The sequence below is a fragment of the Streptomyces sp. NBC_01474 genome (assembly GCF_035918215.1).
Lineage (GTDB): Bacteria > Actinomycetota > Actinomycetes > Streptomycetales > Streptomycetaceae > Streptomyces > Streptomyces aureus.
Genome location: NZ_CP109449.1, coordinates 8,388,682 through 8,412,178 on the forward strand (window position 1 = coordinate 8,388,682; position 23,497 = coordinate 8,412,178).

The following is a 23,497-nucleotide window of genomic DNA, read 5'->3' on the forward strand; positions in this document are numbered from 1 at the left end:
GCCAGAACGCGACAGGAGGAGCCCGACGGACAGGCTGGGGCCCTGAGCGGCGGTGGGACGACGTGCGGCGATGCCGACTGACACCCGGAAGTGTTCACCGGCCGTGATGGAGCGTCAAGGTCGCGGACCGGAACGGTTGGCGGCGCCCGCCCGCACGGCCCGCGCCCGCGTCATCCAGCGGCTGCGCGGCCCGATTCCGCTTCCGCGCGCGGCCCGGTCCCCGTCCACGGCGCCCCGGACGCCGGGACCGCCCCCGAACGCACACCCCGTCGCACCTCGTGCCCCGGAGTGTCCGAGCGGCCGATGACCCAACTCGCCCCCGGCAGCGCCTTGGCGGCCTGCTTGAGCGGCGCCAGCGACGCCGCCGCCTGCCGGTGGTCAGCGACGCTACCCGCGGCGCACAGCACTGTGGCGAGCGACAGCGTGACGGGCCGTCCGCCCGCCGCCCAGGGCACGTCGAGCACCGCGGACGCCAGCGGATCGAGCCTGTCCGGATCGGCAAGTACCAGGAAGTCGTCGCCTCCGATGTGCCCCACCCTGGTCGTGCCCGACGCGGCCCGCTCCAGGGATCTGCCCACCTCGCGGATCAGATCATCGCCAGCGGCGAACCCCGCCCCGTCGTTGACCTGCTTGAACCCGTCGATGTCCAGCCAGCTCAGGGCGAACCCGCGTCCCTGCGCGATCCGCCGGTCCACCTCGCCCGTGATGGCGTCCGAACCGGGCAGCCGCGTCAGGGGATTGAGCGCGGCCGCCTCCTCGACACGGCTTTCGGCCAGCGCGCGCACGAGATCGGCGAGTCGCACGATCCCCACGCACCGCCCCCGCTTGTCGACGACCGCGACATCGTCGGCCGTACGGCTGCGCTCGCCGTCCGCGAGTACGTCGAGGACCTCCCAGGCGGTGGCGTCCACGCCCACCGTGCGCGGCCGGTCACCGTGGCGCGCGGCCGGCCGGTCGGCGTAGAGCGCGTGCCCGTAGCGGCCCGAGAGCGACAACAGGAAGCGGTCCCGCTGCACCGAACGCACCGGTGCGCCCGCCGAGTCCACCAGGAGCACGCCGGACACGTCGGGCGACCCGGTGAGCAGCGCGCGTACCCTGCCCGCCGAGGCCGAAGCGGGCAGCAGCGCGGCGGGCCGCACGAACTGGCGCACGGGCGGCCCCGAAGGCGGCGGAGCCGCCACCGGGGGCGTGAGCGCCGGCACGTACACATCGGCCGCCGGGAGCCGCGACGGCGGCGCGAACAGCTCACCTTGCGCCAGCTGCGCTCCGGCCTCCCGCGCGGCGCCGCACTGCAACTCCGTCTCCACGCCCTCGACGGCCAGCAGCGCGCCCAGCCCCTCGCACAGCGTCCGCATGGCACTCACCGACGCGGGACGCGACAGCAGCGAGGAATCGAGCTTCACGAGGTCCGGCGCCAGATCGACCAGGAGCCGCAGCGGCAGGTCGCCGTCACCGACGCCGTCCGCGCAGACCCGGAAGCCCTCGTCGCGCAGGGCCGTGACCCCCTCCAGGAGCGCCCGGTGCGGCACGTGGGTGAACGGGGGACCGATGTCGACCGTCACCTCCCAGGGCAGCCGCCCCACGTCCCGGACGGCGTCCCGCAGCGCGGCGAGGCCACCCAGATCCGCCACCGTCCCGGCGAACACATTGACGTGCAGCGGCAGCAGCGTCTCCCGCTGCGCCGCCGAGCGCACCGCCAACGCGGCCAGACGGCCGTCGAGTTCAGGGTTGCGCCGGGCTTGCGCCAGCACGTCGCCGACCTCCGGACGGGCGAGTATCTCCAGGGCCGCCACGGCTCCGGTCGTCAGATTGACGACCGGCTGAAAGGCGAAACGGAGAGCGTCCGTCCAGGAAGGCACGGAAGCATGATGGCGCCCCCGGCGCGCGCCCAGGCGCAGTTCACGAGCTGTTCACGCATCCTTTTCGGCCGAACACGCAGCGTACGGATCCCTCGGCGGGTGCCGGTCAGCGGACCGCGACCACGGACGAGCCGTGCCCGAACAGTCCCTGGTTCGCCGTGATCCCCACGCGCGCGTCCGCCACCTGCCGGGCGCCCGCTGTGCCGCGCAACTGCCACGTCAGCTCGCAGACCTGGGCGATCGCCTGCGCTGGCACCGCCTCTCCGAAGGACGCGAGTCCGCCACTGGCGTTCACGGGTATGCGTCCGCCGTGAGCTGTCGCGCCCTCCCTCAGCAGCTTCGCCGCCTCGCCCTCGCCGCACAGCCCCAGGTCCTCGTACCACTGGAGCTCCAGCGCGGTCGACAGGTCGTACACCTCGGCGAGGGAGAGTTCTTCCGGTCCGATCCCGGCCTCCTCGTACGCCGCCCGCGCGATCGAGGCGCGGAAGGTGACGCCGTCCGGCTCGACGACCGCGGCCGAGTCGGTGGCGATGTCCGGGAGGTCGAGCACCGTGTTCGGATACGTCGGCGTGACCGTCGACACCGCGCGGATCCGTACCGGGTTGCGCACCCCGTGCTTGCGCGCGAAGTCCATGCCGCACAGCACGAGCGCGGCCGCCCCGTCGGACGTGGCGCAGATGTCCAGGAGCCGCAGGGGGTCGGCGACGACCGCCGACGCGGCCACCTCCTCGGTAGTCACCGTCTTGCGGTACCGGGCGTTCGGATTGAGAGCACCCGCTGCCGCGTTCTTCACCTTGACCCGCGCGAAGTCCTCCAGCGTGTCCCCGTGCACGGCCATGCGCCGGCGCGCGTACAGACCGAAGTACGCGGGGTTCGTCGCGCCCAGCACCCGGAACCGCAGCCAGTCCGGATCGTCGTGCCGGTCCCCGCCCGCCGGCCGGAAGAACCCCTTGGGTGCGGCGTCGGCGCCCACCACGAGCACGACGTCGGCGAGCCCCGCGAGGATCTGCGTACGCGCCGTGTTGACCGCCTGGGCGCCCGAGGCGCACGCCGCGTACACGCTCGCGACCCGCGCGCCCTGCCAGCCGAGCGCCTTCGCGAACGTCGCGCCCGCCACATAGCCCGGGTACCCGCCCCGCACCGTGTCCGCGCCCACGACGGACTCCACGTCGCGCCAGTCGACCCCCGCGTCGGCGAGCGCCGCCCGCGCCGCCACCGTCCCGTACTCGACGAAGCCCCGCCCCCACTTGCCCCAGGGGTGCATGCCCGCGCCGAGCACCGCCACGTCGTCCGTCATGCCGCCACCCCCGTCGGCCGCCAGTGCCACGTCGTCCAGGTCGTGTCCCCGTCCTCGTCGAGCACGCCGGGAACGATCTCCACCTCCATGCCCACCTCCAGGTCGGGCACGGAGACCCCGGGAACGGCCTGCCCGAGTATCACCAGGCGTTCCGCCTCCAGTTCCACAGCGATCAACGTGTAGGGCTGCCATGGAAGTTCCGGATCGGACACGTACGGTGCCGGAGGCCGGTACCGGCTGTCCGTGTACGACCAGACCCGGCCGCGCCGGGAGAGCGGCACGGAGAGCAGCTCCCCTCCGGCGCAGCCGGGGTTGCGGCAGAAGGTGTCCTCGCGAGGGAAGAAGACCGAGGCGCAGGCCGAGCATCGCGTGCCGAGCAGCCGGAAGTCCTCTCCCTCCCCGGTGAACCAATCGGCTACGACAGGTGTGCGCGTACGCGACAAGGCCCCTCCCGCGCTGGATCCGACGACGCCACCAGAACACCAGCTGATCTGATGGACCGTCAGAAGTGTGCCATGGGCGGGCCGCTCAAGGAACGCCGCGAGATGGGGAAGTCGAAGTACGTGTCCGGGAAGAGCTCCGGCTTGTACGTGAAGTGCCACCACTCCTCGGGCAGGTTCACGAACCCCTGCGCGGCCAGGGCGTCCCGCAGGAGGTCACGGTTCGCGCGCTGCGCCCCCTTGATCCGTGGGTCGTCGGTGTGGGCGAGCGTGTCGAAGCAGTCGAAGCCCGTACCCATGTCCACCGAGTTGTCGGGGAAGCGTTCCTTCTTCGGCCCGTAACAGGGCGCCAGCCGCTCACCGGGCACGTACGCGCGCGTGGGCAGCGCCGGCAGCTTCACGACGGTCAGATCGAGCGTGGAGCCGCGGCTGTGCCCGGACTTCTCCGCGATGTAACCGTCCGCGAACAGCCGCGTCTTGTCGACCTGCGGATAGAACTCCTCCTTCATCCGCTGGTCGTCGAGGTCCTTGGCCCAGCCCACGAAGTGGTCGACCGCCCGCTGCGGCCGGTAGCAGTCGTACACCTTCAGTGAGTAGCCCCGCTTCAGGAGCCCGGCCTGCGCCTTGTGGAGCGCCTTCGCGGCAGGCTCGGTGAGGATGCACATCGGCTTCTCGTAGCCGTCGACGGGCGCCCCGACGAAGTTGTGCGGAGTGATGTAGCGGATCTCCTGGATGATCGTCGGGTCGACGTCCCGCAGCGCCACGAACTGCGGGGGAGCCTTGGGCTCGGGCTTCGCCTGGGCGGCGCCGGGAGCGGTGGCCGTCCACAGGAGCGCGGCGGCGGCGGTGACGGCGAGTCTGCGTACGGCAGTTGCGATTCGAGTCATGAACCCTGCATCTATCAGGATCAATGGTGGCCAGGGAAGAGCCGCGCTTCGCGATCGGATACAGTCCGCGGCGTGTCAGCACCCCACCACATAACCAACCCCGTTCCGGATTCGCACTGTTCGAGTTGTGGAACCGCCTACGGACCCGACGTCTCGGGATGGCCGCGCACGTGCCCGGCCTGCGCCGACGTGAGCTACCGCAACCCTCTGCCGGTCGCGGTCGCCCTCCAGGCCGTCTACGACAGCCGCGGTTCCGCTCTCGTCGTGATCACTCGGACCATCGCCCCCGCGCGCGGGGGAGTCGCCCTGCCCGGCGGGTTCGTCGACCACAGGGAGGACTGGCGCGATGCCGTCGTCCGTGAGCTCAAGGAGGAGACGGGCATCGAGGCGGCGAGCCGCGACGTACGCCTCGCCGACGCGATGAGCTCACCCGACGGACACCTGCTCCTGTTCGGCCTCCTCCCGGAACGCCCGGCCGCCGAACTGCCCGAGCCCGCCGTCACGGACGAGACGGAAGGCTGGCACCTCCTGCGCCGCCCGACCGAACTCGCCTTCCCCCTCCACACCTTGGCCGTCCGCGCCTGGTTCGAGGGCCGCTACGTGTGACAACCCGCCGCATGAACCACCCAGCCCTCTGAACGCTCAGAGCCCGCGGACCCGCACCGGGTACGCGGGCTCGGCCGGCCCGCCCTCGTCCTGCCGCTCCACCACCACACTGCCGCCGCTCCACCGCGAGGTGTAGCGCTGGACGTCCGGCGCCTCCCAGCCGTCACCGACGTCCGGTACGACAACACCGCCACCCGTACGCCCCTGAGCCGGAGCCCACACCTCCAGGCACAACTCCCCGTCCTCGCCCCGGACCGGGATCACCGCACCCGCACGCGCGAAGACAGGAACACGGGACAGCGGCGCGTCCACCAGAACCTGGCCGGGCCCCTCATGCGCCTGCCCGCTCGCCGTGTCGTACCAGCGCCCGCGCGGCAGCCGCACCGCCCGCCGGTCCGCACCCGGCTCCAGGACCGGAGCCACCAACAGGGAGTCACCCAACAAGAACGCGTCCTCGCAGTCCCGCAACGCCCTGTCCTCCGGAGCACCCCACCACGCAGGCCGCACATACGGAGCACCCGTACGCCGCGCGAGATGGGCCAGCGTCACGAAATACGGCAGCAGCCGCCGGCGCTCGACGAGTGCCACGCGCGCGTGCCCCAGCACCTCGTCACCGAATTCCCACGGCTCCCGACGCCCCGCACGCAGCGCCGCATGCGTACGGAACAGCGGCAGATACGCACCCAGCTGGAACCACCGCAGATACAGCTCAGGAGACGGCTCCCCGTCGAACCCGCCCACGTCCGGCCCCGAGTACGGCACACCGCACAGACCGAGACCCAGCACCAGGGACAACGAAGCGTGCAACCCGGGCCACCCCGAAGCGACATCGCCCGACCAGGTCCCTCCGTAGCGCTGCATCCCCGCCCAGCCCGAGCGCGAGAACAGGAACGGCCGCTCCTGGGGCCGCAGTTCACGCAGCCCCTCGTAGCAGGCGCGCGCCATGCACAGCCCGTACACGTTGTGCGCCTCCCGATGGTCGCCGCCCCGTCCCTCCAGGGAGTGCCGTGCCGAGCGGGGCAGCGTCGGGTCACCGAACGCGGCGAAGGACACCGGCTCGTTCATGTCGTGCCAGAACCCCGAGAAGCCCTGGGCGAGCCGCTCCTCGTACAGACCGCCCCACCACTTGCGCACCGCCCGGTCGGTGAAGTCGGGATACACCGACTCACCGGGCCACACCACGCCCCGCACGGCCCTCCCCGCCGCGTCCTTCACGAAGGCGTCCATGGACGCTCCCGCGTCGTACACGGCGTTCCCCGCCTCCGCCTTGATCGCCGGGTCGACGATCGACACCAGCCGCACACCGTCCGCGCGCAGGTCCTCGGCGAGCCGCGGAAGACCCGGATAGGTCTCCCGGTCGACCGTGAACACCTGAAACGCGTCGAGATGTTCGATGTCCAGATGGACCACGTCGAGCGGGAGGCCCCGCTCCCGGTAGCCCTCGACGATCCGCCGCACCGCCTGCTCCCCGCCGAAGCCCCAACGCGAGTGCTGATACCCGAGCGCCCAGGCCGGCGGCAGCGCGGGAGCACCGGTCAGCGACGCCCATGCGCGTAGCACGCGCGCGGGGGCACCCACCATGACCCAGCAGCGCAGCGGACCGCCCTCCATCCGGACCTCGCACGTCCCCGCACGGTCGTGCCCGGAACCAGCACCCTCCTCGCCCTCGGACAGGGTCACCGTGCCGTCCCACGAGTTGTCGTGGAACACCAGATGGGTGCCCGCGTCGGCGACCACCATCTGCACCGGCATGGTCAGGTACAGCGGATCGTCCCCCGGCCCGAACGAACCGCCCGGATCCGTGTTCCACAGGCGGTACGTGCCGTCCCGCAGCCGAGGCCCCGACGCCCGGCCCCCCAGACCGAAGAACCGCGCGTCGGCGGCCACCTCGGACCGCTGCACCCACCGCGCCTCGCCCCCGTCCGCGGGCTCCCACCAGCGCGGCGGCAGATCCCGCCGCAGCACCACACCACCCGGAGTGCACACGGAGACAGCGCCGTGCCGCGACACGACGACGGTCACCCGCTCCGACACCACGCGCCAGCCGCCGTCCTTGTCCGGCTCCAGGACGGCCCGCGGATCCGGCTGCGGACAGGAACCCGCGAGCGCGTACGACGGCTCCGGGTCCGCCCCGTCCCAGCCCCAGAAGACCGCGCCCGTCACCGTCACCGTGATCCGCAGCCCGGACCGCGTGAACCGGACGACGCCACCACCGGGCGCCGGCTCGGCCTCGGTCACCGGACCCGGCACCCTCGCCCGCTCCGGCCCCCTGGGCCGCAGACCCACCGCATCGGCCCGCCTCCTGCGCCACGAGGACCGCACCGCCCGCAAACCCTGGACCGCACCCACCAAGCCGACCGCCCTCACCGCGCGTACCAGGTCACGACCGTTCATGCTGCTCACCCTGTCATTGCGCGGCGCGCAAAGGTGAGTCGTTCAGCTGCCGTTCATCCGTGGTGGCAGCACATCTTCACGACACGGACTATGTGGGGCACAACCTGGTGCGGAAGTCGATCACATGGCATCGTCCCTGTCAGCCGCGTCACGCGCACACACCGGCCCGTGCGCGGGACCGACGCACACCACGCGTACATCCGGGAGCCGCCCCATGCCGTCAGCAGCGAATCCGACGCCGCTCTGGAAGCCCGACGAGGAATTCATCGCCGAGGCGCAGATCACGCGCTTCCAGGCCTGGGCGTCCGAACACTACGGAGCCCCCGCCGACGGCGGTTACGAAGCACTGCACCGCTGGTCGGTGACCGAACTCGACACGTTCTGGAAGGCCGTCGCCGACTGGTTCGACATCCGGTTCACCACCCCCTACACGCGCGTGCTCGGCGACCGTGCCATGCCCGGAGCCGAGTGGTTCCCCGGCGCCTCCCTGAACTACGCCGAACACGCCCTGCGCACGGCCACCGATCCCGCGCGCGCGGACACCCCGGCCATCCTCCATGTGGACGAGACACACGAAATCCGCCCCGTGACCTGGGCCGAACTGCGCCGCCAGGTCGGCTCGCTCGCCGCCGAGCTGCGGGCCATCGGCGTACGCCCGGGAGACCGGGTCAGCGGCTACCTGCCGAACATCCCCGAGGCCGTCGTCGCCCTCCTCGCGACCGCGGCCGTCGGCGGAGTCTGGACGTCCTGCGCCCCAGACTTCGGCGCCCGCAGCGTCCTCGACCGCTTCCAGCAGGTCGAACCCGTCGTCCTGTTCACCGTCGACGGCTACCGCTACGGAGGCAAGGAGCACGACCGCCGCGACACGGTCAGCGAACTCCGCGCCGAACTGCCCACCCTCCGCGCGGTCGTCCACATCCCGCTGCTCGGCACGGACGCCCCCGAAGGGGCCCTCGAGTGGTCGGAGCTCACCTCCGCCGACACCGAGCCCGTCTTCGAGGCCGTCCCCTTCGACCACCCGCTGTGGGTCCTGTACTCCTCAGGCACGACCGGACTCCCCAAGGCGATCGTCCAGTCCCAGGGCGGCATCCTTATCGAGCACCTCAAACAGCTCGGCCTGCACTGCGACCTCGGCCCCGGCGACCGCTTCTTCTGGTACACGTCCACCGGCTGGATGATGTGGAACTTCCTCGCCTCCGGCCTCCTCACGGGCACCACGATCGTCGTCTACGACGGCAGCCCCGGCTACCCCGACACCGGCGCCCAATGGGCCGTCGCCGAACGCACCGGAGCCACCCTCTTCGGCACCTCGGCCGCCTACGTCATGGCCTGCCGCAAGGCCGGCGTCCACCCCTCGCGCGACCACGACCTCACGCGCGTCAAGTGCGTTGCCACGACCGGCTCGCCGCTCCCGCCCGACGGCTTCCGCTGGCTGCACGACGAGGTTCGCGAAGACCTCTGGATCGCCTCCGTCAGCGGCGGCACGGACGTCTGCTCCTGCTTCGCCGGAGCTGTCCCGACCCTGCCCGTCCACATCGGCGAACTCCAGGCTCCCTGCCTCGGCACGGACCTCCAGTCCTGGGACCCGCAGGGTAAGCCGCTCATCGACGAGGTCGGTGAACTCGTCGTCACCAACCCCATGCCCTCGATGCCGATCCGCTTCTGGAACGACCCCGACGGCAGCCGCTACCACGACAGTTACTTCGACACCTACCCCGGCGTCTGGCGGCACGGAGACTGGATCACCCTCACCTCCCGCGGCTCGGTCGTGATCCACGGCCGCTCGGACTCCACCCTGAACCGTCAGGGCGTCCGTATGGGATCGGCGGACATCTACGAGGCCGTCGAACGCCTCCCCGAGATCCGCGAGTCCCTCGTCATCGGCCTCGAACAGCCCGATGGCGGCTACTGGATGCCCCTCTTCGTCCACCTCGCACCGGGCGCCGCACTCGACGACGACCTCCGCGCCCGCATCAAGCGGACCATCCGCGAGAACCTCTCCCCCCGCCACATCCCCGACGACATCATCGAAGCCCCCGGCGTCCCGCACACCCTCACCGGCAAGCGCATCGAGGTCCCCGTCAAACGCCTCCTCCAAGGCACACCCCTGGAAAAGGCTGTCAACCTCGGCTCGGTCGACAGCGTCGAACTCCTGCGTTTCTACGAGGACATCGCCCGCAACCGCCCCTGACCGAACCCGGGTTCCCGCCGTTGTCAGTGCCCACGATTACTCTGAGTGAGCATTGACCTACAGTTCACAGGGGGAACCATGGCGCACACCCAGCACACCCAGCACGCCGGCATGCGACGCGTCCTGCGCCGTGAAGTCGCGGGCATCATCGGCCTCCTCGCCGACGAACGCGACTTCACGGCGATGCGGAGTTACCGCACCTTCGCCTTCGACGACCACGACACATACCTCCAGCAGGTCGAGAGCTTCCTCCAAGCCCTCGCCGCCCAGGGCGGACACACCACCGTCGCCCTCTTCGACCCCGAGGAGTACGCGGAGTTCTGCGCCGAGAGCGGCCTCGAACCGGACACCCCCACCAGCCGCACCCGGTTCACCGCCGAACTGGCTGTCATGGGCGCCACCGTCCCGTACGAAGGTCAGCCCTTGGCCGACCTCCTGCCCGACCTGGTCGACGAAGCCGTCCGACAGGCCACCTGGGAGTACGCCTCGTCCGTCCTTGCCCGGATCGGAGTGTGCGGCGCCTGCGGCCGGGACATCGGAAGGGACGCTTTCGCCCGCGCCTCGCTCCTCCTGACGCGGGTCCTCGACACGGCAGGCATCGGCGCACACCACCTCGTGTGCAGCGTCCCCACAGACGCCGAATCACTGCTGTCGGTGCTCCACGTCGACCGCTACACCGAGGACAGCACACGACTCGACGAGAAGGAGGCGCTCGAGTTCACCACGGTCCTGGCCGTCGGCCTCGCCACCGCAAGCCCGGGCGGCCTGGTCATGCGCACCACCGCGCCGGACAGGGACGACCGCGTCCAGGGCTGGCGCCTGCGCGACGAACGCCTGCAACCCCTCACGGCGGCGGAAGTCTTCGACGCCTACTGCACCGACGCCCAGTCCGGCGATCTCGTCGCACCCGAGTCCGGTGTCGACTACTGCGCGGCGCCCGACCTCGGAGACACCGGCCCCGAGGGCGAGCACACCCACTGAAACGACCGTGGGGCGCTCCACCACGAAGGTGGAGCGCCCCACGACAACGAACCGGCTTCCGGCTACTCGCCGGACAGCACCGCCTGAGCGGCCTTGCGGGCCTCCTCGGCAGAGTCCGCAGCACGTGCGGCCGAGGCCGCACGCTCGCACTGAGCCAGCGTGTACTTGCCGAGCGCAGTCCGCACGTAAGGAATCGACGCCGCACCCATGGAAAGGGAGGTGACGCCCAGACCGGTCAGAACGCACGCGAGCAGCGGGTCGGACGCGGCCTCACCGCAGACACCGCAGCTCTTGCCCTCGGCCCTCGCCGCGTCCGCGGACAGCGCGACCAGGTCCAGCAGCGCGGGCTGCCACGGGTCCTGGAGCCGGGACACCGCACCGACCTGCCGGTCAGCGGCGAACGTGTACTGCGCGAGGTCATTGGTCCCCAGCGAAAGGAACTCGACCTCCTGAAGGATCGAACGCGCCCGCAGAGCGGCCGACGGAATCTCGACCATCGCACCGAACTTCGCCTCAAGACCCGCCTCACGGCACGCGTCCGCGAAGGCCTTCGCGTCGGCACGGTCGGCGACCATCGGCGCCATGACCTCGAGGTAGACCGGCAGCCCCTCAACAGCCTTGGCCAGCGCGGTCAGCTGCGTACGCAGAACCTCGGGGTGCTCGAGAAGGGAACGCAGACCACGCACACCCAGAGCCGGGTTCGGCTCGTCGGCGGGCGTCAGGAAGTCCAGCGGCTTGTCCGCACCGGCGTCGAGGACGCGCACCACGACGCGACCCTCGGGGAACGCCTCGAGAACCTTCCGGTACGCCTCGACCTGCTTCTCCTCGGAAGGAGCCCTGCTGCTGTCGTCAAGGAAGAGGAATTCGGTACGGAAGAGACCGACACCCTCGGCACCGGCCTCGACCGCGGCCGGCACGTCGGCCGGACCGCCGACGTTGGCCAGCAGCGGCACCTTGTGACCGTCGGACGTCGCACCCGGACCGGACGACGCGGCCAGCGCGGCCTTCCGCGCGGCGGAGGCGGCCTCCAGCTCGGCCCGCTTCTCCGGACTCGGGTCGACGAAGATGTCGCCGGTGCTGCCGTCGACAGCGATCACCGTGCCCTCGGCCAGCTCGCCCGCCCCGGGCAGCGCGACCACGGCCGGCACTCCGAGCGCCCGCGCCAGAATCGCGCTGTGACTGGTCGGCCCGCCCTCCTCGGTGACGAAGCCGAGCACGAGCGTCGGGTCGAGCAGCGCCGTGTCCGCGGGAGCCAGGTCCCGCGCGATCAGCACGTAGGGCTTGTCGCTGTCCGGGACACCGGGCATAGGCACCCCGAGCAGCCGAGCCACGATCCGGTTCCGCACGTCGTCCAGGTCGGCGACGCGACCCGCGAGGTACTCACCGGCACCGGCCAGCAACGCCCGATAAGACGCGAAGGCGTCGTACACCGCACGCTCCGCCGTGCTGCCGACGGCGATACGGCGGTCGACATCGGCCATGAGCTCCGGGTCCTGCGCCATCATGGCCTGGGCCTCGAGCACGTGCTGTGCCTCGCCACCGGCCAGATTGCCGCGTGCAATCAGATCGGCCGCCACAGCTTCCACGGCCTGACGGGCGCGCCCCTGCTCGCGCTCCGCGTCCTCCGTCGGAATCTGCTTGGCCGGCGGCTCGAGAACCGCCGTCCCCATGTGCCGAACCTCGCCGATCGCCACACCGTGGCTCACGCCGACGCCTCGCAGCGTTGTCTCCATCTCACCGTCTCCGATAGTGCGGCGGGCCCAGCCGCCGCGGTGGTTGACCTGCATGCCGCCGGCGACGGCCCGCGTCACTTCCAGCTGAACAGCGCGTCGCCGGACTTGACGTCGCCGTCCTCGACCACATCGGAGAGGGACTCGGCGGTGGCCTCGAGGGCAACGATCGGGCAGATCGGGGACTTGCCGGCGGCTTCGACGGCCGCCGGGTCCCAGCGCACCATCTCCTGACCGCGCTGCACGGTGTCGCCCTTGTTGACGAGCAGCTCGAAGCCCTCGCCGTTGAGCTGCACGGTGTCGATGCCCAGGTGCGTCAGGACACCGTGCCCCTGCCCGTCCACTACTACATAGGCGTGGGGGTGAAGAGAGACGACGATGCCGTCGACGGGCGCGACAGCCGCCGAGGGCTCGCGCACCGGGTCGATGGCGGTGCCGGGACCGACCATCGCACCGGAGAAGACCGGGTCAGGAACGGCGGTGAGCCCAATGGCGCGTCCGGCGAGCGGGGACGTCACACTGGTCATGGCAAGCCTCCCAGGGGTGGAGATTGATGGTCACCGTCACTGCCTGTCCTGGACGGCGTACCGTTTCAGAAGCGTAAGTCATAAAAAGTCCCGGTTCCCCATGAGAGGTACCGGTTGGCTGACGTAGAGGGTGCGCGCAAACGATTTGCGCCTACCCTTCGCCCCCATGTACTGTCGTACTCCTGCTTGAGGCCAAGCGGCACCTTCGAGTGCCCGGTGGCTCAGCGGCGACTATCACGACAGATCCTAGCTTTGATCGACTTCTGCATGCCCGCAGGAGTTCACGGTCGGAGCAGCGGAAAATGACTGATAGTGTTTGGACCGCCGGAAAGGGAAACGCGGAAAGCCGAAAGGCCGGAGCGGAAACCTGAAAGGCACCGAGGAAATCGGACACGAAAGAGTCTGATAGAGTCGGAAACGCAAGACCGAAGGGAAACTGCCCGGAGGAAAGCCTGAGAGAGTCTCTCGGGTGAGTACAAAGGAAGCGTCCGTTCCTTGAGAACTCAACAGCGTGCCAAAAGTCAACGCCAGATTGACAACCCCGGCCCACCTTTGGTGGGTTGGAGGTTCCTTTGAAAAAGTCCTCACTCCCACACCGGGGTGAGGCGCACTAGCGAGGATGCAGTGAATCGTGGGGATTATTCCTCCCGACGGTTCCGCTCTCGTGGTGTAGTCCCGATTACGGGAAAACATTCACGGAGAGTTTGATCCTGGCTCAGGACGAACGCTGGCGGCGTGCTTAACACATGCAAGTCGAACGATGAAGCCTTTCGGGGTGGATTAGTGGCGAACGGGTGAGTAACACGTGGGCAATCTGCCCTGCACTCTGGGACAAGCCCTGGAAACGGGGTCTAATACCGGATGACACCCCCTCTCGCATGGGAGGGGGTTGAAAGCTCCGGCGGTGCAGGATGAGCCCGCGGCCTATCAGCTTGTTGGTGAGGTAGAAGCTCACCAAGGCGACGACGGGTAGCCGGCCTGAGAGGGCGACCGGCCACACTGGGACTGAGACACGGCCCAGACTCCTACGGGAGGCAGCAGTGGGGAATATTGCACAATGGGCGAAAGCCTGATGCAGCGACGCCGCGTGAGGGATGACGGCCTTCGGGTTGTAAACCTCTTTCAGCAGGGAAGAAGCGAAAGTGACGGTACCTGCAGAAGAAGCGCCGGCTAACTACGTGCCAGCAGCCGCGGTAATACGTAGGGCGCAAGCGTTGTCCGGAATTATTGGGCGTAAAGAGCTCGTAGGCGGCTTGTCACGTCGGTTGTGAAAGCCCGGGGCTTAACCCCGGGTCTGCAGTCGATACGGGCAGGCTAGAGTGTGGTAGGGGAGATCGGAATTCCTGGTGTAGCGGTGAAATGCGCAGATATCAGGAGGAACACCGGTGGCGAAGGCGGATCTCTGGGCCATTACTGACGCTGAGGAGCGAAAGCGTGGGGAGCGAACAGGATTAGATACCCTGGTAGTCCACGCCGTAAACGGTGGGAACTAGGTGTTGGCGACATTCCACGTCGTCGGTGCCGCAGCTAACGCATTAAGTTCCCCGCCTGGGGAGTACGGCCGCAAGGCTAAAACTCAAAGGAATTGACGGGGGCCCGCACAAGCAGCGGAGCATGTGGCTTAATTCGACGCAACGCGAAGAACCTTACCAAGGCTTGACATATACCGGAAAGCATCAGAGATGGTGCCCCCCTTGTGGTCGGTATACAGGTGGTGCATGGCTGTCGTCAGCTCGTGTCGTGAGATGTTGGGTTAAGTCCCGCAACGAGCGCAACCCTTGTTCTGTGTTGCCAGCATGCCCTTCGGGGTGATGGGGACTCACAGGAGACTGCCGGGGTCAACTCGGAGGAAGGTGGGGACGACGTCAAGTCATCATGCCCCTTATGTCTTGGGCTGCACACGTGCTACAATGGCAGGTACAATGAGCTGCGATGCCGCGAGGCGGAGCGAATCTCAAAAAGCCTGTCTCAGTTCGGATTGGGGTCTGCAACTCGACCCCATGAAGTCGGAGTTGCTAGTAATCGCAGATCAGCATTGCTGCGGTGAATACGTTCCCGGGCCTTGTACACACCGCCCGTCACGTCACGAAAGTCGGTAACACCCGAAGCCGGTGGCCCAACCCCCTTGTGGGGAGGGAGCTGTCGAAGGTGGGACTGGCGATTGGGACGAAGTCGTAACAAGGTAGCCGTACCGGAAGGTGCGGCTGGATCACCTCCTTTCTAAGGAGCACTTTGGCTGCCGGGTTTCACCTGGTGGTCCAAGAGCCATTTCGTCGGCAAATGTCCGACGGTGGTTGCTCAAGGGTGGAACGTTGACTATTCGACCGGGTTCACGGGTCGGAGGCTGTGAGTACTGCTCTTCGGAGCGTGGAAAGCATGATCTCCGGGCGGGACCGGGTCGGGCACGCTGTTGGGTGTCTGAAGGTACGGCCGAATCGGTCGCCTTCAGTGCCGGCCCCGGTAAAAATCCGCTTCGGTGGGTTGTGACGGGTGGTTGGTCGTTGTTTGAGAACTGCACAGTGGACGCGAGCATCTGTGGCCAAGTTTTTAAGGGCGCACGGTGGATGCCTTGGCACCAGGAACCGATGAAGGACGTGGGAGGCCACGATAGTCCCCGGGGAGCCGTCAACCAGGCTTTGATCCGGGGGTTTCCGAATGGGGAAACCCGGCAGTCGTCATGGGCTGTCACCCATACCTGAACACATAGGGTATGTGGAGGGAACGCGGGGAAGTGAAACATCTCAGTACCCGCAGGAAGAGAAAACAACCGTGATTCCGGGAGTAGTGGCGAGCGAAACTGGATGAGGCCAAACCATATGCGTGTGATACCCGGCAGGGGTTGCGCATGTGGGGTTGTGGGATCTCTCTTTCACAGTCTGCCGGCTGTGAGACGAGTCAGAAACCGTTGATGTAGGCGAAGGACATGCGAAAGGTCCGGCGTAGAGGGTAAGACCCCCGTAGTCGAAACATCAGCGGCTCGTTTGAGAGACACCCAAGTAGCACGGGGCCCGAGAAATCCCGTGTGAATCTGGCGGGACCACCCGCTAAGCCTAAATATTCCCTGGTGACCGATAGCGGATAGTACCGTGAGGGAATGGTGAAAAGTACCGCGGGAGCGGAGTGAAATAGTACCTGAAACCGTGTGCCTACAAGCCGTGGGAGCGTCGCGCAAGGAACTTGTTCCTTGCGTCGTGACTGCGTGCCTTTTGAAGAATGAGCCTGCGAGTTTGCGGTGCGTTGCGAGGTTAACCCGTGTGGGGAAGCCGTAGCGAAAGCGAGTCCGAATAGGGCGATTCAGTAGCGCGCTCAAGACCCGAAGCGGAGTGATCTAGCCATGGGCAGGTTGAAGCGGAGGTAAGACTTCGTGGAGGACCGAACCCACCAGGGTTGAAAACCTGGGGGATGACCTGTGGTTAGGGGTGAAAGGCCAATCAAACTCCGTGATAGCTGGTTCTCCCCGAAATGCATTTAGGTGCAGCGTCGTGTGTTTCTTGCCGGAGGTAGAGCACTGGATAGGCGATGGGCCCTACCGGGTTACTGACCTTAGCCAAACTCCGAATGCCGGTAAGTGAGAGCACGGCAGTGAGACTGTGGGGGATAAGCTCCATGGTCGAGAGGGAAACAGCCCAGAGCATCGACTAAGGCCCCTAAGCGTACGCTAAGTGGGAAAGGATGTGGAGTCGCACAGACAACCAGGAGGTTGGCTTAGAAGCAGCCACCCTTGAAAGAGTGCGTAATAGCTCACTGGTCTAGTGATTCCGCGCCGACAATGTAGCGGGGCTCAAGCGTACCGCCGAAGTCGTGTCATTGCGATATATACCCCCAACGGGGATCGTGATGGGTAGGGGAGCGTCGTGTGCCGGGTGAAGCAGCCGCGGAAGCGAGTTGTGGACGGTTCACGAGTGAGAATGCAGGCATGAGTAGCGATACACACGTGAGAAACGTGTGCGCCGATTGACTAAGGGTTCCTGGGTCAAGCTGATCTGCCCAGGGTAAGTCGGGACCTAAGGCGAGGCCGACAGGCGTAGTCGATGGATAACCGGTTGATATTCCGGTACCCGCTGTGAAGCGTCAAACATTGAATCAGGCGATGCTAAGTCCGTGAAGCCGTTCCGGACCCTTCGGGGAAAGGAAAGTGGTGGAGCCGACGGACCAGACTTGTAGTAGGTGAGTGATGGGGTGACGCAGGAAGGTAGTCCAGCCCGGGCGGTGGTTGTCCCGGGGTAAGGGTGTAGGCCGTGCGATAGGTAAATCCGTCGCACATTAAGGCTGAGACCTGATGCCGAGCCGATTGTGGTGAAGTGGATGATCCTATGCTGTCGAGAAAAGCCTCTAGCGAGTTTCATGGCGGCCCGTACCCTAAACCGACTCAGGTGGTCAGGTAGAGAATACCGAGGCGTTCGGGTGAACTATGGTTAAGGAACTCGGCAAAATGCCCCCGTAACTTCGGGAGAAGGGGGGCCATCACTGGTGAGAGGACTTGCTCCTCGAGCTGGGGGTGGCCGCAGAGACCAGCGAGAAGCGACTGTTTACTAAAAACACAGGTCCGTGCGAAGCCGTAAGGCGATGTATACGGACTGACGCCTGCCCGGTGCTGGAACGTTAAGGGGACCGGTTAGTGCACTTTCGGGTGTGCGAAGCTGAGAACTTAAGCGCCAGTAAACGGCGGTGGTAACTATAACCATCCTAAGGTAGCGAAATTCCTTGTCGGGTAAGTTCCGACCTGCACGAATGGCGTAACGACTTCTCGACTGTCTCAACCATAGGCCCGGTGAAATTGCACTACGAGTAAAGATGCTCGTTTCGCGCAGCAGGACGGAAAGACCCCGGGACCTTTACTACAGTTTGATATTGGTGTTCGGTTCGGCTTGTGTAGGATAGGTGGGAGACTTTGAACTCTGGACGCCAGTTCAGGGGGAGTCGTCGTTGAAATACCACTCTGGTCGTGCTGGATGTCTAACCTGGGTCCGTGATCCGGATCAGGGACAGTGTCTGATGGGTAGTTTAACTGGGGCGGTTGCCTCCTAAAGAGTAACGGAGGCGCCCAAAGGTTCCCTCAGCCTGGTTGGTAATCAGGTGTTGAGTGTAAGTGCACAAGGGAGCTTGACTGTGAGACCGACGGGTCGAGCAGGGACGAAAGTCGGGACTAGTGATCCGGCGGTGGCTTGTGGAAGCGCCGTCGCTCAACGGATAAAAGGTACCCCGGGGATAACAGGCTGATCTTCCCCAAGAGTCCATATCGACGGGATGGTTTGGCACCTCGATGTCGGCTCGTCGCATCCTGGGGCTGGAGTCGGTCCCAAGGGTTGGGCTGTTCGCCCATTAAAGCGGTACGCGAGCTGGGTTTAGAACGTCGTGAGACAGTTCGGTCCCTATCCGCTGCGCGCGTAGGAATATTGAGAAGGGCTGTCCCTAGTACGAGAGGACCGGGACGGACGAACCTCTGGTGTGCCAGTTGTCCTGCCAAGGGCATGGCTGGTTGGCTACGTTCGGAAAGGATAACCGCTGAAAGCATCTAAGCGGGAAGCCTGCTTCGAGATGAGTATTCCCACCCCCTTGAGGGGTTAAGGCTCCCAGTAGACGACTGGGTTGATAGGCCAGATCTGGAAGCCCGGTAACGGGTGGAGGTGACTGGTACTAATAGGCCGAGGGCTTGTCCTCAGTTGCTCGCGTCCACTGTGTTGGTTCTGAAACCACGAACAACCCCACGTTTGTCACAGAGCGTGGTGCGGTTGACAGTTTCATAGTGTTTCGGTGGTCATAGCGTGAGGGAAACGCCCGGTTACATTCCGAACCCGGAAGCTAAGCCTCACAGCGCCGATGGTACTGCAGGGGGGACCCTGTGGGAGAGTAGGACGCCGCCGAACTATTTTTGAAGAAAACCCCCGTAACGGATGAGAATCCTGTTACGGGGGTTTTCTGCGTTGTACGCCAAGCATTGTGCGGCAATTCTTGTGCACCCCTCTGCACGGCCTCATGTGAGCTGAGGGTAGGGTCAGGGGGCATCGTTGGCTCATTTCCCCACAGGAGGCCCCCGGGTGGAGGTCCAGGAGACCCGTGTCCAGACGGACCGGGTGCTCACCATCCCGAACATCCTCAGCATGGCGCGTCTCCTTGGCGTACCCCTCTTCCTGTGGCTCATCCTCAGGCCCGAGTTCGGCGGGCCCAAAAGCGATGGCTGGGCCCTCCTGGTCCTGATGCTCAGCGGCGTCAGCGACTATCTCGACGGGAAGCTCGCCCGGCGCTGGAATCAGATCAGCAACCTCGGCCGGCTGCTCGACCCTGCCGCCGACCGGCTCTACATTCTGTCCACGCTGGTAGGACTCACCTGGCGCGAGATTCTGCCGATCTGGCTGACGGCCGTACTGCTTGCCCGGGAACTGGTTCTCCTGGTGATGGTGGGTATCCTCCGTCGGCACGGCTATCCGCCGCCGCAGGTGAACTTCCTCGGCAAGGCCGCCACGTTCAACCTCATGTATGCGTTCCCCCTGTTGCTCCTCAGTGACGGAAGTGGCTGGATCAACACGCTCGCTGCTATTTTCGGATGGGCGTTCGCAGGATGGGGTACAACGCTCTACTGGTGGGCAGGGATCCTCTACGTAGTACAGGTCCGCCGACTGGTCAGGGCGGACTCCACGGCCGATTGAGCTCTCCATGTGGCGGTATTCGAGGCCAGGTCGGCCCGCAGTCTGAGATCTGCGGGTCCATCCGGACGGGCGAAGTCGGCTAGACAGTCGTCTCTTCAAGGAGGACGCTTCCGACATGAAGGCCGTCGTAATGGCTGGAGGCGAAGGCACGCGCCTGCGCCCCATGACCTCGAGTATGCCCAAGCCGCTCCTGCCGGTTGTGAACCGGCCGATCATGGAGCATGTGCTGCGGTTGCTCAAGCGGCATGGGCTCACCGAGACCGTCGTCACCGTGCAGTTCCTGGCATCTCTCGTCAGGAACTACTTCGGGGACGGTGAAGAGCTCGGAATGGAGCTCACCTATGCCAATGAGGAGAAGCCACTCGGCACAGCCGGCAGCGTGAAGAACGCAGAGGAAGCACTCAAGGACGACGCTTTCGTTGTGATCTCCGGTGACGCTCTGACCGATTTCGACCTCACCGACCTCATCAATTTCCACAAGGAAAAGGGCGCGCTCGTCACGGTCTGCCTGACACGCGTTCCCAACCCCCTTGAATTCGGTATCACCATTGTCGATGAACAGGGCAAGGTCGAGCGCTTCCTCGAGAAGCCCACCTGGGGCCAGGTTTTCTCCGACACCGTGAACACGGGCATCTACGTCATGGAGCCCGAGGTATTCGACTACGTCGAGGCCGATGTGTCGGTCGACTGGTCCGGCGATGTCTTCCCGCAGCTGATGAAGGAAGGCAAGCCGGTCTACGGCTATATCGCCGAGGGCTACTGGGAGGACGTCGGCACACACGAGAGCTACGTCAAGGCGCAGGCCGACGTGCTCGAAGGCAAGGTCGATGTCGAGATCGACGGATTCGAGATCTCGCCCGGAGTGTGGGTCGCCGAAGGTGCTGAGGTCCATCCGGACGCCGTGCTCCGCGGTCCGCTGTACATCGGCGACTACGCCAAGGTCGAAGCCGACGTGGAGATGCGCGAGCACACCGTGATCGGCTCGAACGTCGTCGTGAAGAGCGGGGCTTTTCTGCACAAGGCCGTCGTCCACGACAACGTGTACATCGGGCAGCACAGCAATCTCCGCGGCTGCGTCATCGGCAAGAACACCGACATCATGCGGGCCGCCCGCGTCGAGGACGGCGCCGTCATCGGCGACGAGTGCCTCGTCGGCGAGGAATCGATTATCCAGGGCAACGTCCGGGTCTATCCGTTCAAGACCATCGAGGCGGGCGCCTTCGTCAATACGTCGGTGATCTGGGAGTCCAGGGGGCAGGCGCATCTCTTCGGCGCCCGCGGCGTCTCCGGCATCATCAACGTGGAGATCACTCCGGAACTCGCCGTGCGGCTCGCGGGGGCGTACGCCACGACGCTCAAGAAGGGCTCCACCGTCACCACGGCCCGTGACCACTCCCGTGGTGCGCGAGCCTTGAAGCGGGCGGTCATTTCCGCATTGCAGGCGAGCGCCATCGACGTGCGCGACCTGGAGAACGTGCCGCTGCCCGTCGCGCGGCAGCAGACCGCGCGGGGTAGCGCCGGCGGGATCATGATCCGTACGACGCCTGGGGTGCCGGACTCCGTCGACATCATGTTCTTCGACGAGCGGGGAGCGGATCTCTCGCAGGCCAGTCAGCGGAAGCTGGACCGGGTGTACGCGCGTCAGGAGTACCGGCGGGCGTTCCCCGGAGAGATCGGCGATCTGCACTTCCCGTCGAGCGTCTTCGACTCGTACACCGGTTCCCTGCTGCGGAATGTCGATACGACGGGGATTGCCGAGGCGGGGCTCAAGGTCGTTGTCGACGCGTCGAACGGCAGTGCCGGTCTGGTGCTGCCCAGCCTGCTCGGACGGCTCGGTGTCGACTCGCTGACGATCAATCCGGGGCTCGACGAGTCCAGGCCCACGGAGACGCGGGACGCGCGCCGGTCCGGGCTCGTGCGCCTCGGTGAGATCGTGGCGTCCGCGCGGGCCGCGTTCGGTGTCCGGTTCGACCCGGTCGGCGAGCGGCTCTCGCTGGTCGACGAGAAGGGCCGCATCGTCGAGGACGACCGTGCTCTGCTGGTCATGCTGGACCTGGTGGCCGCCGAGCGGCGCAGCGGCCGGGTCGCGCTGCCGGTGACCACGACGCGTATCGCCGAGCAGGTGGCCGCGTATCACGGGACGCAGGTGGAGTGGACGACCACGTCGCCCGACGACCTCACGCGGGTCGGACGGGACGAGGGGACCATCTTCGGCGGTGACGGTCGCGGCGGGTTCATCATTCCGGAGTTCAGCTCCGTCTTCGATGGCGCGGCCGCCTTTGTCCGGCTGATCGGGCTCGTGGCGCGGACGCAGCTGACCTTGAGCCAGATCGATGCGCGGATCCCGCGGGCTCACGTGCTCAAGCGGGACCTTGCGACTCCGTGGGCGGTGAAGGGGCTCGTGATGCGGCGGGTCGTCGAGGAGGCCGGCGACCGGTCCGTAGACACGACCGACGGCGTGCGGGTCGTCGAGGCGGACGGGCGCTGGGTCATGGTGCTGCCCGACCCGGCCGAGGCCGTCACCCATCTGTGGGCCGAGGGGCCCGACGACGCGTCGGCACAGCAGCTGCTCGACGAGTGGGCGGCCGTCGTGGACAGCGCTGGTCACTGAGCCGTCGTACGGGCCGGTCGGCGCCTGTCACGGGCGCCGACCGGTACGCCGGTGGGGCCATTCGGAGGTAGGGGCCAGCACGTGCGACGATGTGCGGCATGCCGCAGCAGCCCCCCGATCGGAGCAGTCCCTCACGCCCCGTGAGCCCGAGGCGTCCCGATGCCTCCATGTCGCTGCTGACGAACGTGATGGACCACAGCCTCGACGACGGATACGCGGAGGCGGCGGCCCGTAAGAAGGCCGAGGGCAGCGGAGGCATGCCGCGCACCCTGCGGGCCAAGCTCGGCCTCGCGGCGGGCCTCGTTCTCGCGGCGCTCGTGGTGACGGTGGGGGCGGCGCAGGCGCGGGTCGCGGCGCCGGTCGTGGCGAAGGAGCGCGAGGAGCTCATCGCCCGTATCGACCGGGAGACGGCGGCCGCGGACAAGCTGGAGCGCAAGGTGGACACGCTCCGTAACGACGTGAGCGACCGCCAGCGTGAGGCGCTGAAGAAACACGGCGGCGACAAAGGCGAGTTGGTCGGTCTGCTCTCCGGTGCCACGGCAGTGCACGGCCCGGGAGTGAAGCTGGTCGTCGACGACGCCAAGGAGGCCGACCAGGGCGGAGGGGGGCCGCGCGAGAGCGCCGGCTTCTCGGACACCGGGCGGGTGCGCGACCGGGACATGCAGCGGGTCGTCAACGGGCTCTGGCAGTCCGGTGCCGAAGCGGTCGCCATCAACGGACAGCGGCTGACGGCCCTGTCCGCCATCCGCGCGGCGGGTGACGCGATACTGGTCGACAACAGACCGCTCGTGCCGCCGTACACGGTGCTCGCGGTGGGGGACGGCCAACGGCTGAGCACCCGGTTCCAGAACAGCCCCGACGGCCTGTACCTGCACGCCCTGCAGGAGAACTTCGGGATCCGGACCAGCATTTCCGCCCAGGACGACGTCCGCCTGCCCGCAGCGCCGAGCGTGACCGTACGTACAGCAAAGCCGAGAACAGAGAAGGGCACATCGTGATCGCCGTACTGGGCCTCGTCGTGGGAGTTGTGGTCGGACTGTTCGTCCGGCCCGAGGTTCCGGCGGTGGTCGAGCCCTATCTTCCGATCGCCGTGGTGGCGGCCCTCGACGCGGTGTTCGGCGGCCTGCGGGCGATGCTCGACGGGATCTTCGACGACAAGGTCTTCGTCGTGTCGTTCCTGTCGAACGTCGTCGTGGCGGCCCTGATCGTGTTCCTGGGCGACAAGCTGGGCGTGGGCGCGCAGCTGTCCACCGGCGTCGTCGTGGTGCTCGGAATCCGCATCTTCTCCAACGCGGCCGCCATCCGGCGGCACATCTTCCGGGCGTGA

At 66.9% G+C, this 23,497-nt stretch carries 14 protein-coding genes and 3 rRNA genes; 10 read left to right on the forward strand and 7 right to left on the reverse strand.

What is annotated here, in order from left to right; translation table 11 throughout:
• Positions 1 to 170: 170 nt before the first annotated feature.
• The 4 genes from OG758_RS38295 to OG758_RS38310 form a co-directional block, all read right to left on the reverse strand.
• The gene (locus OG758_RS38295) at positions 171 to 1,859 is read right to left on the reverse strand and encodes a GGDEF domain-containing protein (RefSeq protein ID WP_326714064.1); all 1,689 of its coding nucleotides are present in this window, start codon (positions 1,857 to 1,859) and stop codon (positions 171 to 173) included.
• Between the two features lie 106 nt (positions 1,860 to 1,965).
• Entirely contained in the window at positions 1,966 to 3,156 is a 1,191-nt protein-coding gene (locus OG758_RS38300; RefSeq protein WP_326714065.1) for a lipid-transfer protein, read from the reverse strand.
• Positions 3,153 to 3,599, reverse strand: a complete 447-nt coding sequence (locus OG758_RS38305) for a Zn-ribbon domain-containing OB-fold protein (RefSeq protein WP_326714066.1) — start codon at positions 3,597 to 3,599, stop codon at positions 3,153 to 3,155. The genes OG758_RS38300 and OG758_RS38305 overlap by 4 nt, the downstream gene beginning before the upstream one ends.
• A gap of 59 nt (positions 3,600 to 3,658) precedes the next feature.
• On the reverse strand, positions 3,659 to 4,483 hold the full coding sequence (locus tag OG758_RS38310; RefSeq protein ID WP_326714067.1) for a M15 family metallopeptidase: 825 nt from the start codon (positions 4,481 to 4,483) through the stop codon (positions 3,659 to 3,661).
• Positions 4,484 to 4,555: 72 nt separating this feature from the next.
• Here OG758_RS38310 and OG758_RS38315 point away from each other — a divergent pair, with 72 nt between their 5' ends.
• Positions 4,556 to 5,089, forward strand: coding sequence for an NUDIX domain-containing protein (locus OG758_RS38315; protein ID WP_227293553.1), 534 nt, complete (start codon positions 4,556 to 4,558; stop codon positions 5,087 to 5,089).
• A 36-nt stretch (positions 5,090 to 5,125) separates the two neighbouring features.
• On the opposite strand, the gene OG758_RS38320 is transcribed toward OG758_RS38315, so the two are convergent.
• Positions 5,126 to 7,483 (reverse strand): glycoside hydrolase family 31 protein, encoded by a 2,358-nt coding sequence (locus OG758_RS38320; RefSeq protein ID WP_326714068.1) that lies wholly within the window; start codon positions 7,481 to 7,483, stop codon positions 5,126 to 5,128.
• 214 nt (positions 7,484 to 7,697) lie between these two features.
• Between OG758_RS38320 and OG758_RS38325 the strand changes: the two genes are divergently transcribed.
• Together OG758_RS38325 and OG758_RS38330 are read left to right on the forward strand one after the other, a co-directional pair.
• A complete protein-coding gene (locus tag OG758_RS38325) occupies positions 7,698 to 9,674 on the forward strand; it encodes an acetoacetate--CoA ligase (protein WP_326714069.1) in 1,977 nt (658 codons plus the stop codon).
• 78 nt (positions 9,675 to 9,752) lie between these two features.
• A complete protein-coding gene (locus tag OG758_RS38330; protein ID WP_326714070.1) occupies positions 9,753 to 10,655 on the forward strand; it encodes a hypothetical protein in 903 nt (300 codons plus the stop codon).
• A 62-nt stretch (positions 10,656 to 10,717) separates the two neighbouring features.
• Here the strand turns inward: OG758_RS38330 and ptsP are convergent, their stop codons facing one another.
• Both ptsP and OG758_RS38340 read right to left on the reverse strand, forming a co-directional pair.
• Positions 10,718 to 12,388, reverse strand: coding sequence for a phosphoenolpyruvate--protein phosphotransferase (gene ptsP / locus OG758_RS38335; RefSeq protein ID WP_326716171.1), 1,671 nt, complete (start codon positions 12,386 to 12,388; stop codon positions 10,718 to 10,720).
• 74 nt (positions 12,389 to 12,462) lie between these two features.
• The gene (locus OG758_RS38340) at positions 12,463 to 12,912 is read right to left on the reverse strand and encodes a PTS sugar transporter subunit IIA (RefSeq protein ID WP_266929785.1); all 450 of its coding nucleotides are present in this window, start codon (positions 12,910 to 12,912) and stop codon (positions 12,463 to 12,465) included.
• Between the two features lie 692 nt (positions 12,913 to 13,604).
• Between OG758_RS38340 and OG758_RS38345 the strand changes: the two genes are divergently transcribed.
• The 7 genes from OG758_RS38345 (at position 13,605) to OG758_RS38375 (ending at position 23,497) form a co-directional block, all read left to right on the forward strand.
• Positions 13,605 to 15,132: ribosomal RNA gene (locus tag OG758_RS38345) — 16S ribosomal RNA — on the forward strand.
• A 317-nt stretch (positions 15,133 to 15,449) separates the two neighbouring features.
• Positions 15,450 to 18,573 (forward strand): 23S ribosomal RNA (locus tag OG758_RS38350).
• Between the two features lie 89 nt (positions 18,574 to 18,662).
• Positions 18,663 to 18,779, forward strand: a 5S ribosomal RNA gene (gene rrf / locus OG758_RS38355).
• Together the 16S, 23S and 5S rRNA genes form the textbook arrangement of a ribosomal RNA operon.
• A 171-nt stretch (positions 18,780 to 18,950) precedes the next feature.
• Positions 18,951 to 19,559 carry a CDP-alcohol phosphatidyltransferase family protein gene (locus tag OG758_RS38360; protein WP_227293547.1) on the forward strand — a complete coding sequence of 203 codons (609 nt, stop codon included), beginning with the start codon at positions 18,951 to 18,953 and terminating at the stop codon, positions 19,557 to 19,559.
• Between the two features lie 115 nt (positions 19,560 to 19,674).
• Positions 19,675 to 22,170 (forward strand): mannose-1-phosphate guanyltransferase, encoded by a 2,496-nt coding sequence (locus tag OG758_RS38365; RefSeq protein WP_266566763.1) that lies wholly within the window; start codon positions 19,675 to 19,677, stop codon positions 22,168 to 22,170.
• A gap of 89 nt (positions 22,171 to 22,259) precedes the next feature.
• A complete protein-coding gene (locus OG758_RS38370) occupies positions 22,260 to 23,168 on the forward strand; it encodes a DUF881 domain-containing protein (protein WP_326714071.1) in 909 nt (302 codons plus the stop codon).
• Positions 23,165 to 23,497 (forward strand): small basic family protein, encoded by a 333-nt coding sequence (locus OG758_RS38375; RefSeq protein ID WP_100597644.1) that lies wholly within the window; start codon positions 23,165 to 23,167, stop codon positions 23,495 to 23,497. The genes OG758_RS38370 and OG758_RS38375 overlap by 4 nt, the downstream gene beginning before the upstream one ends.

Coding starts and splice junctions, on each gene's coding strand:
- OG758_RS38300 (WP_326714065.1), bottom strand. CDS start 3,156: ATGACGGACGACGTGGCGGTGCTCGGCGCGGGCATGCACCCCTGGGGC.
- OG758_RS38310 (WP_326714067.1), bottom strand. CDS start 4,483: ATGACTCGAATCGCAACTGCCGTACGCAGACTCGCCGTCACCGCCGCC.
- OG758_RS38320 (WP_326714068.1), bottom strand. CDS start 7,483: ATGAACGGTCGTGACCTGGTACGCGCGGTGAGGGCGGTCGGCTTGGTG.
- OG758_RS38325 (WP_326714069.1), top strand. CDS start 7,698: ATGCCGTCAGCAGCGAATCCGACGCCGCTCTGGAAGCCCGACGAGGAA.
- OG758_RS38330 (WP_326714070.1), top strand. CDS start 9,753: ATGGCGCACACCCAGCACACCCAGCACGCCGGCATGCGACGCGTCCTG.
- ptsP (WP_326716171.1), bottom strand. CDS start 12,388: ATGGAGACAACGCTGCGAGGCGTCGGCGTGAGCCACGGTGTGGCGATC.
- OG758_RS38340 (WP_266929785.1), bottom strand. CDS start 12,912: ATGACCAGTGTGACGTCCCCGCTCGCCGGACGCGCCATTGGGCTCACC.
- OG758_RS38365 (WP_266566763.1), top strand. CDS start 19,675: ATGAAGGCCGTCGTAATGGCTGGAGGCGAAGGCACGCGCCTGCGCCCC.
- OG758_RS38370 (WP_326714071.1), top strand. CDS start 22,260: ATGTGCGGCATGCCGCAGCAGCCCCCCGATCGGAGCAGTCCCTCACGC.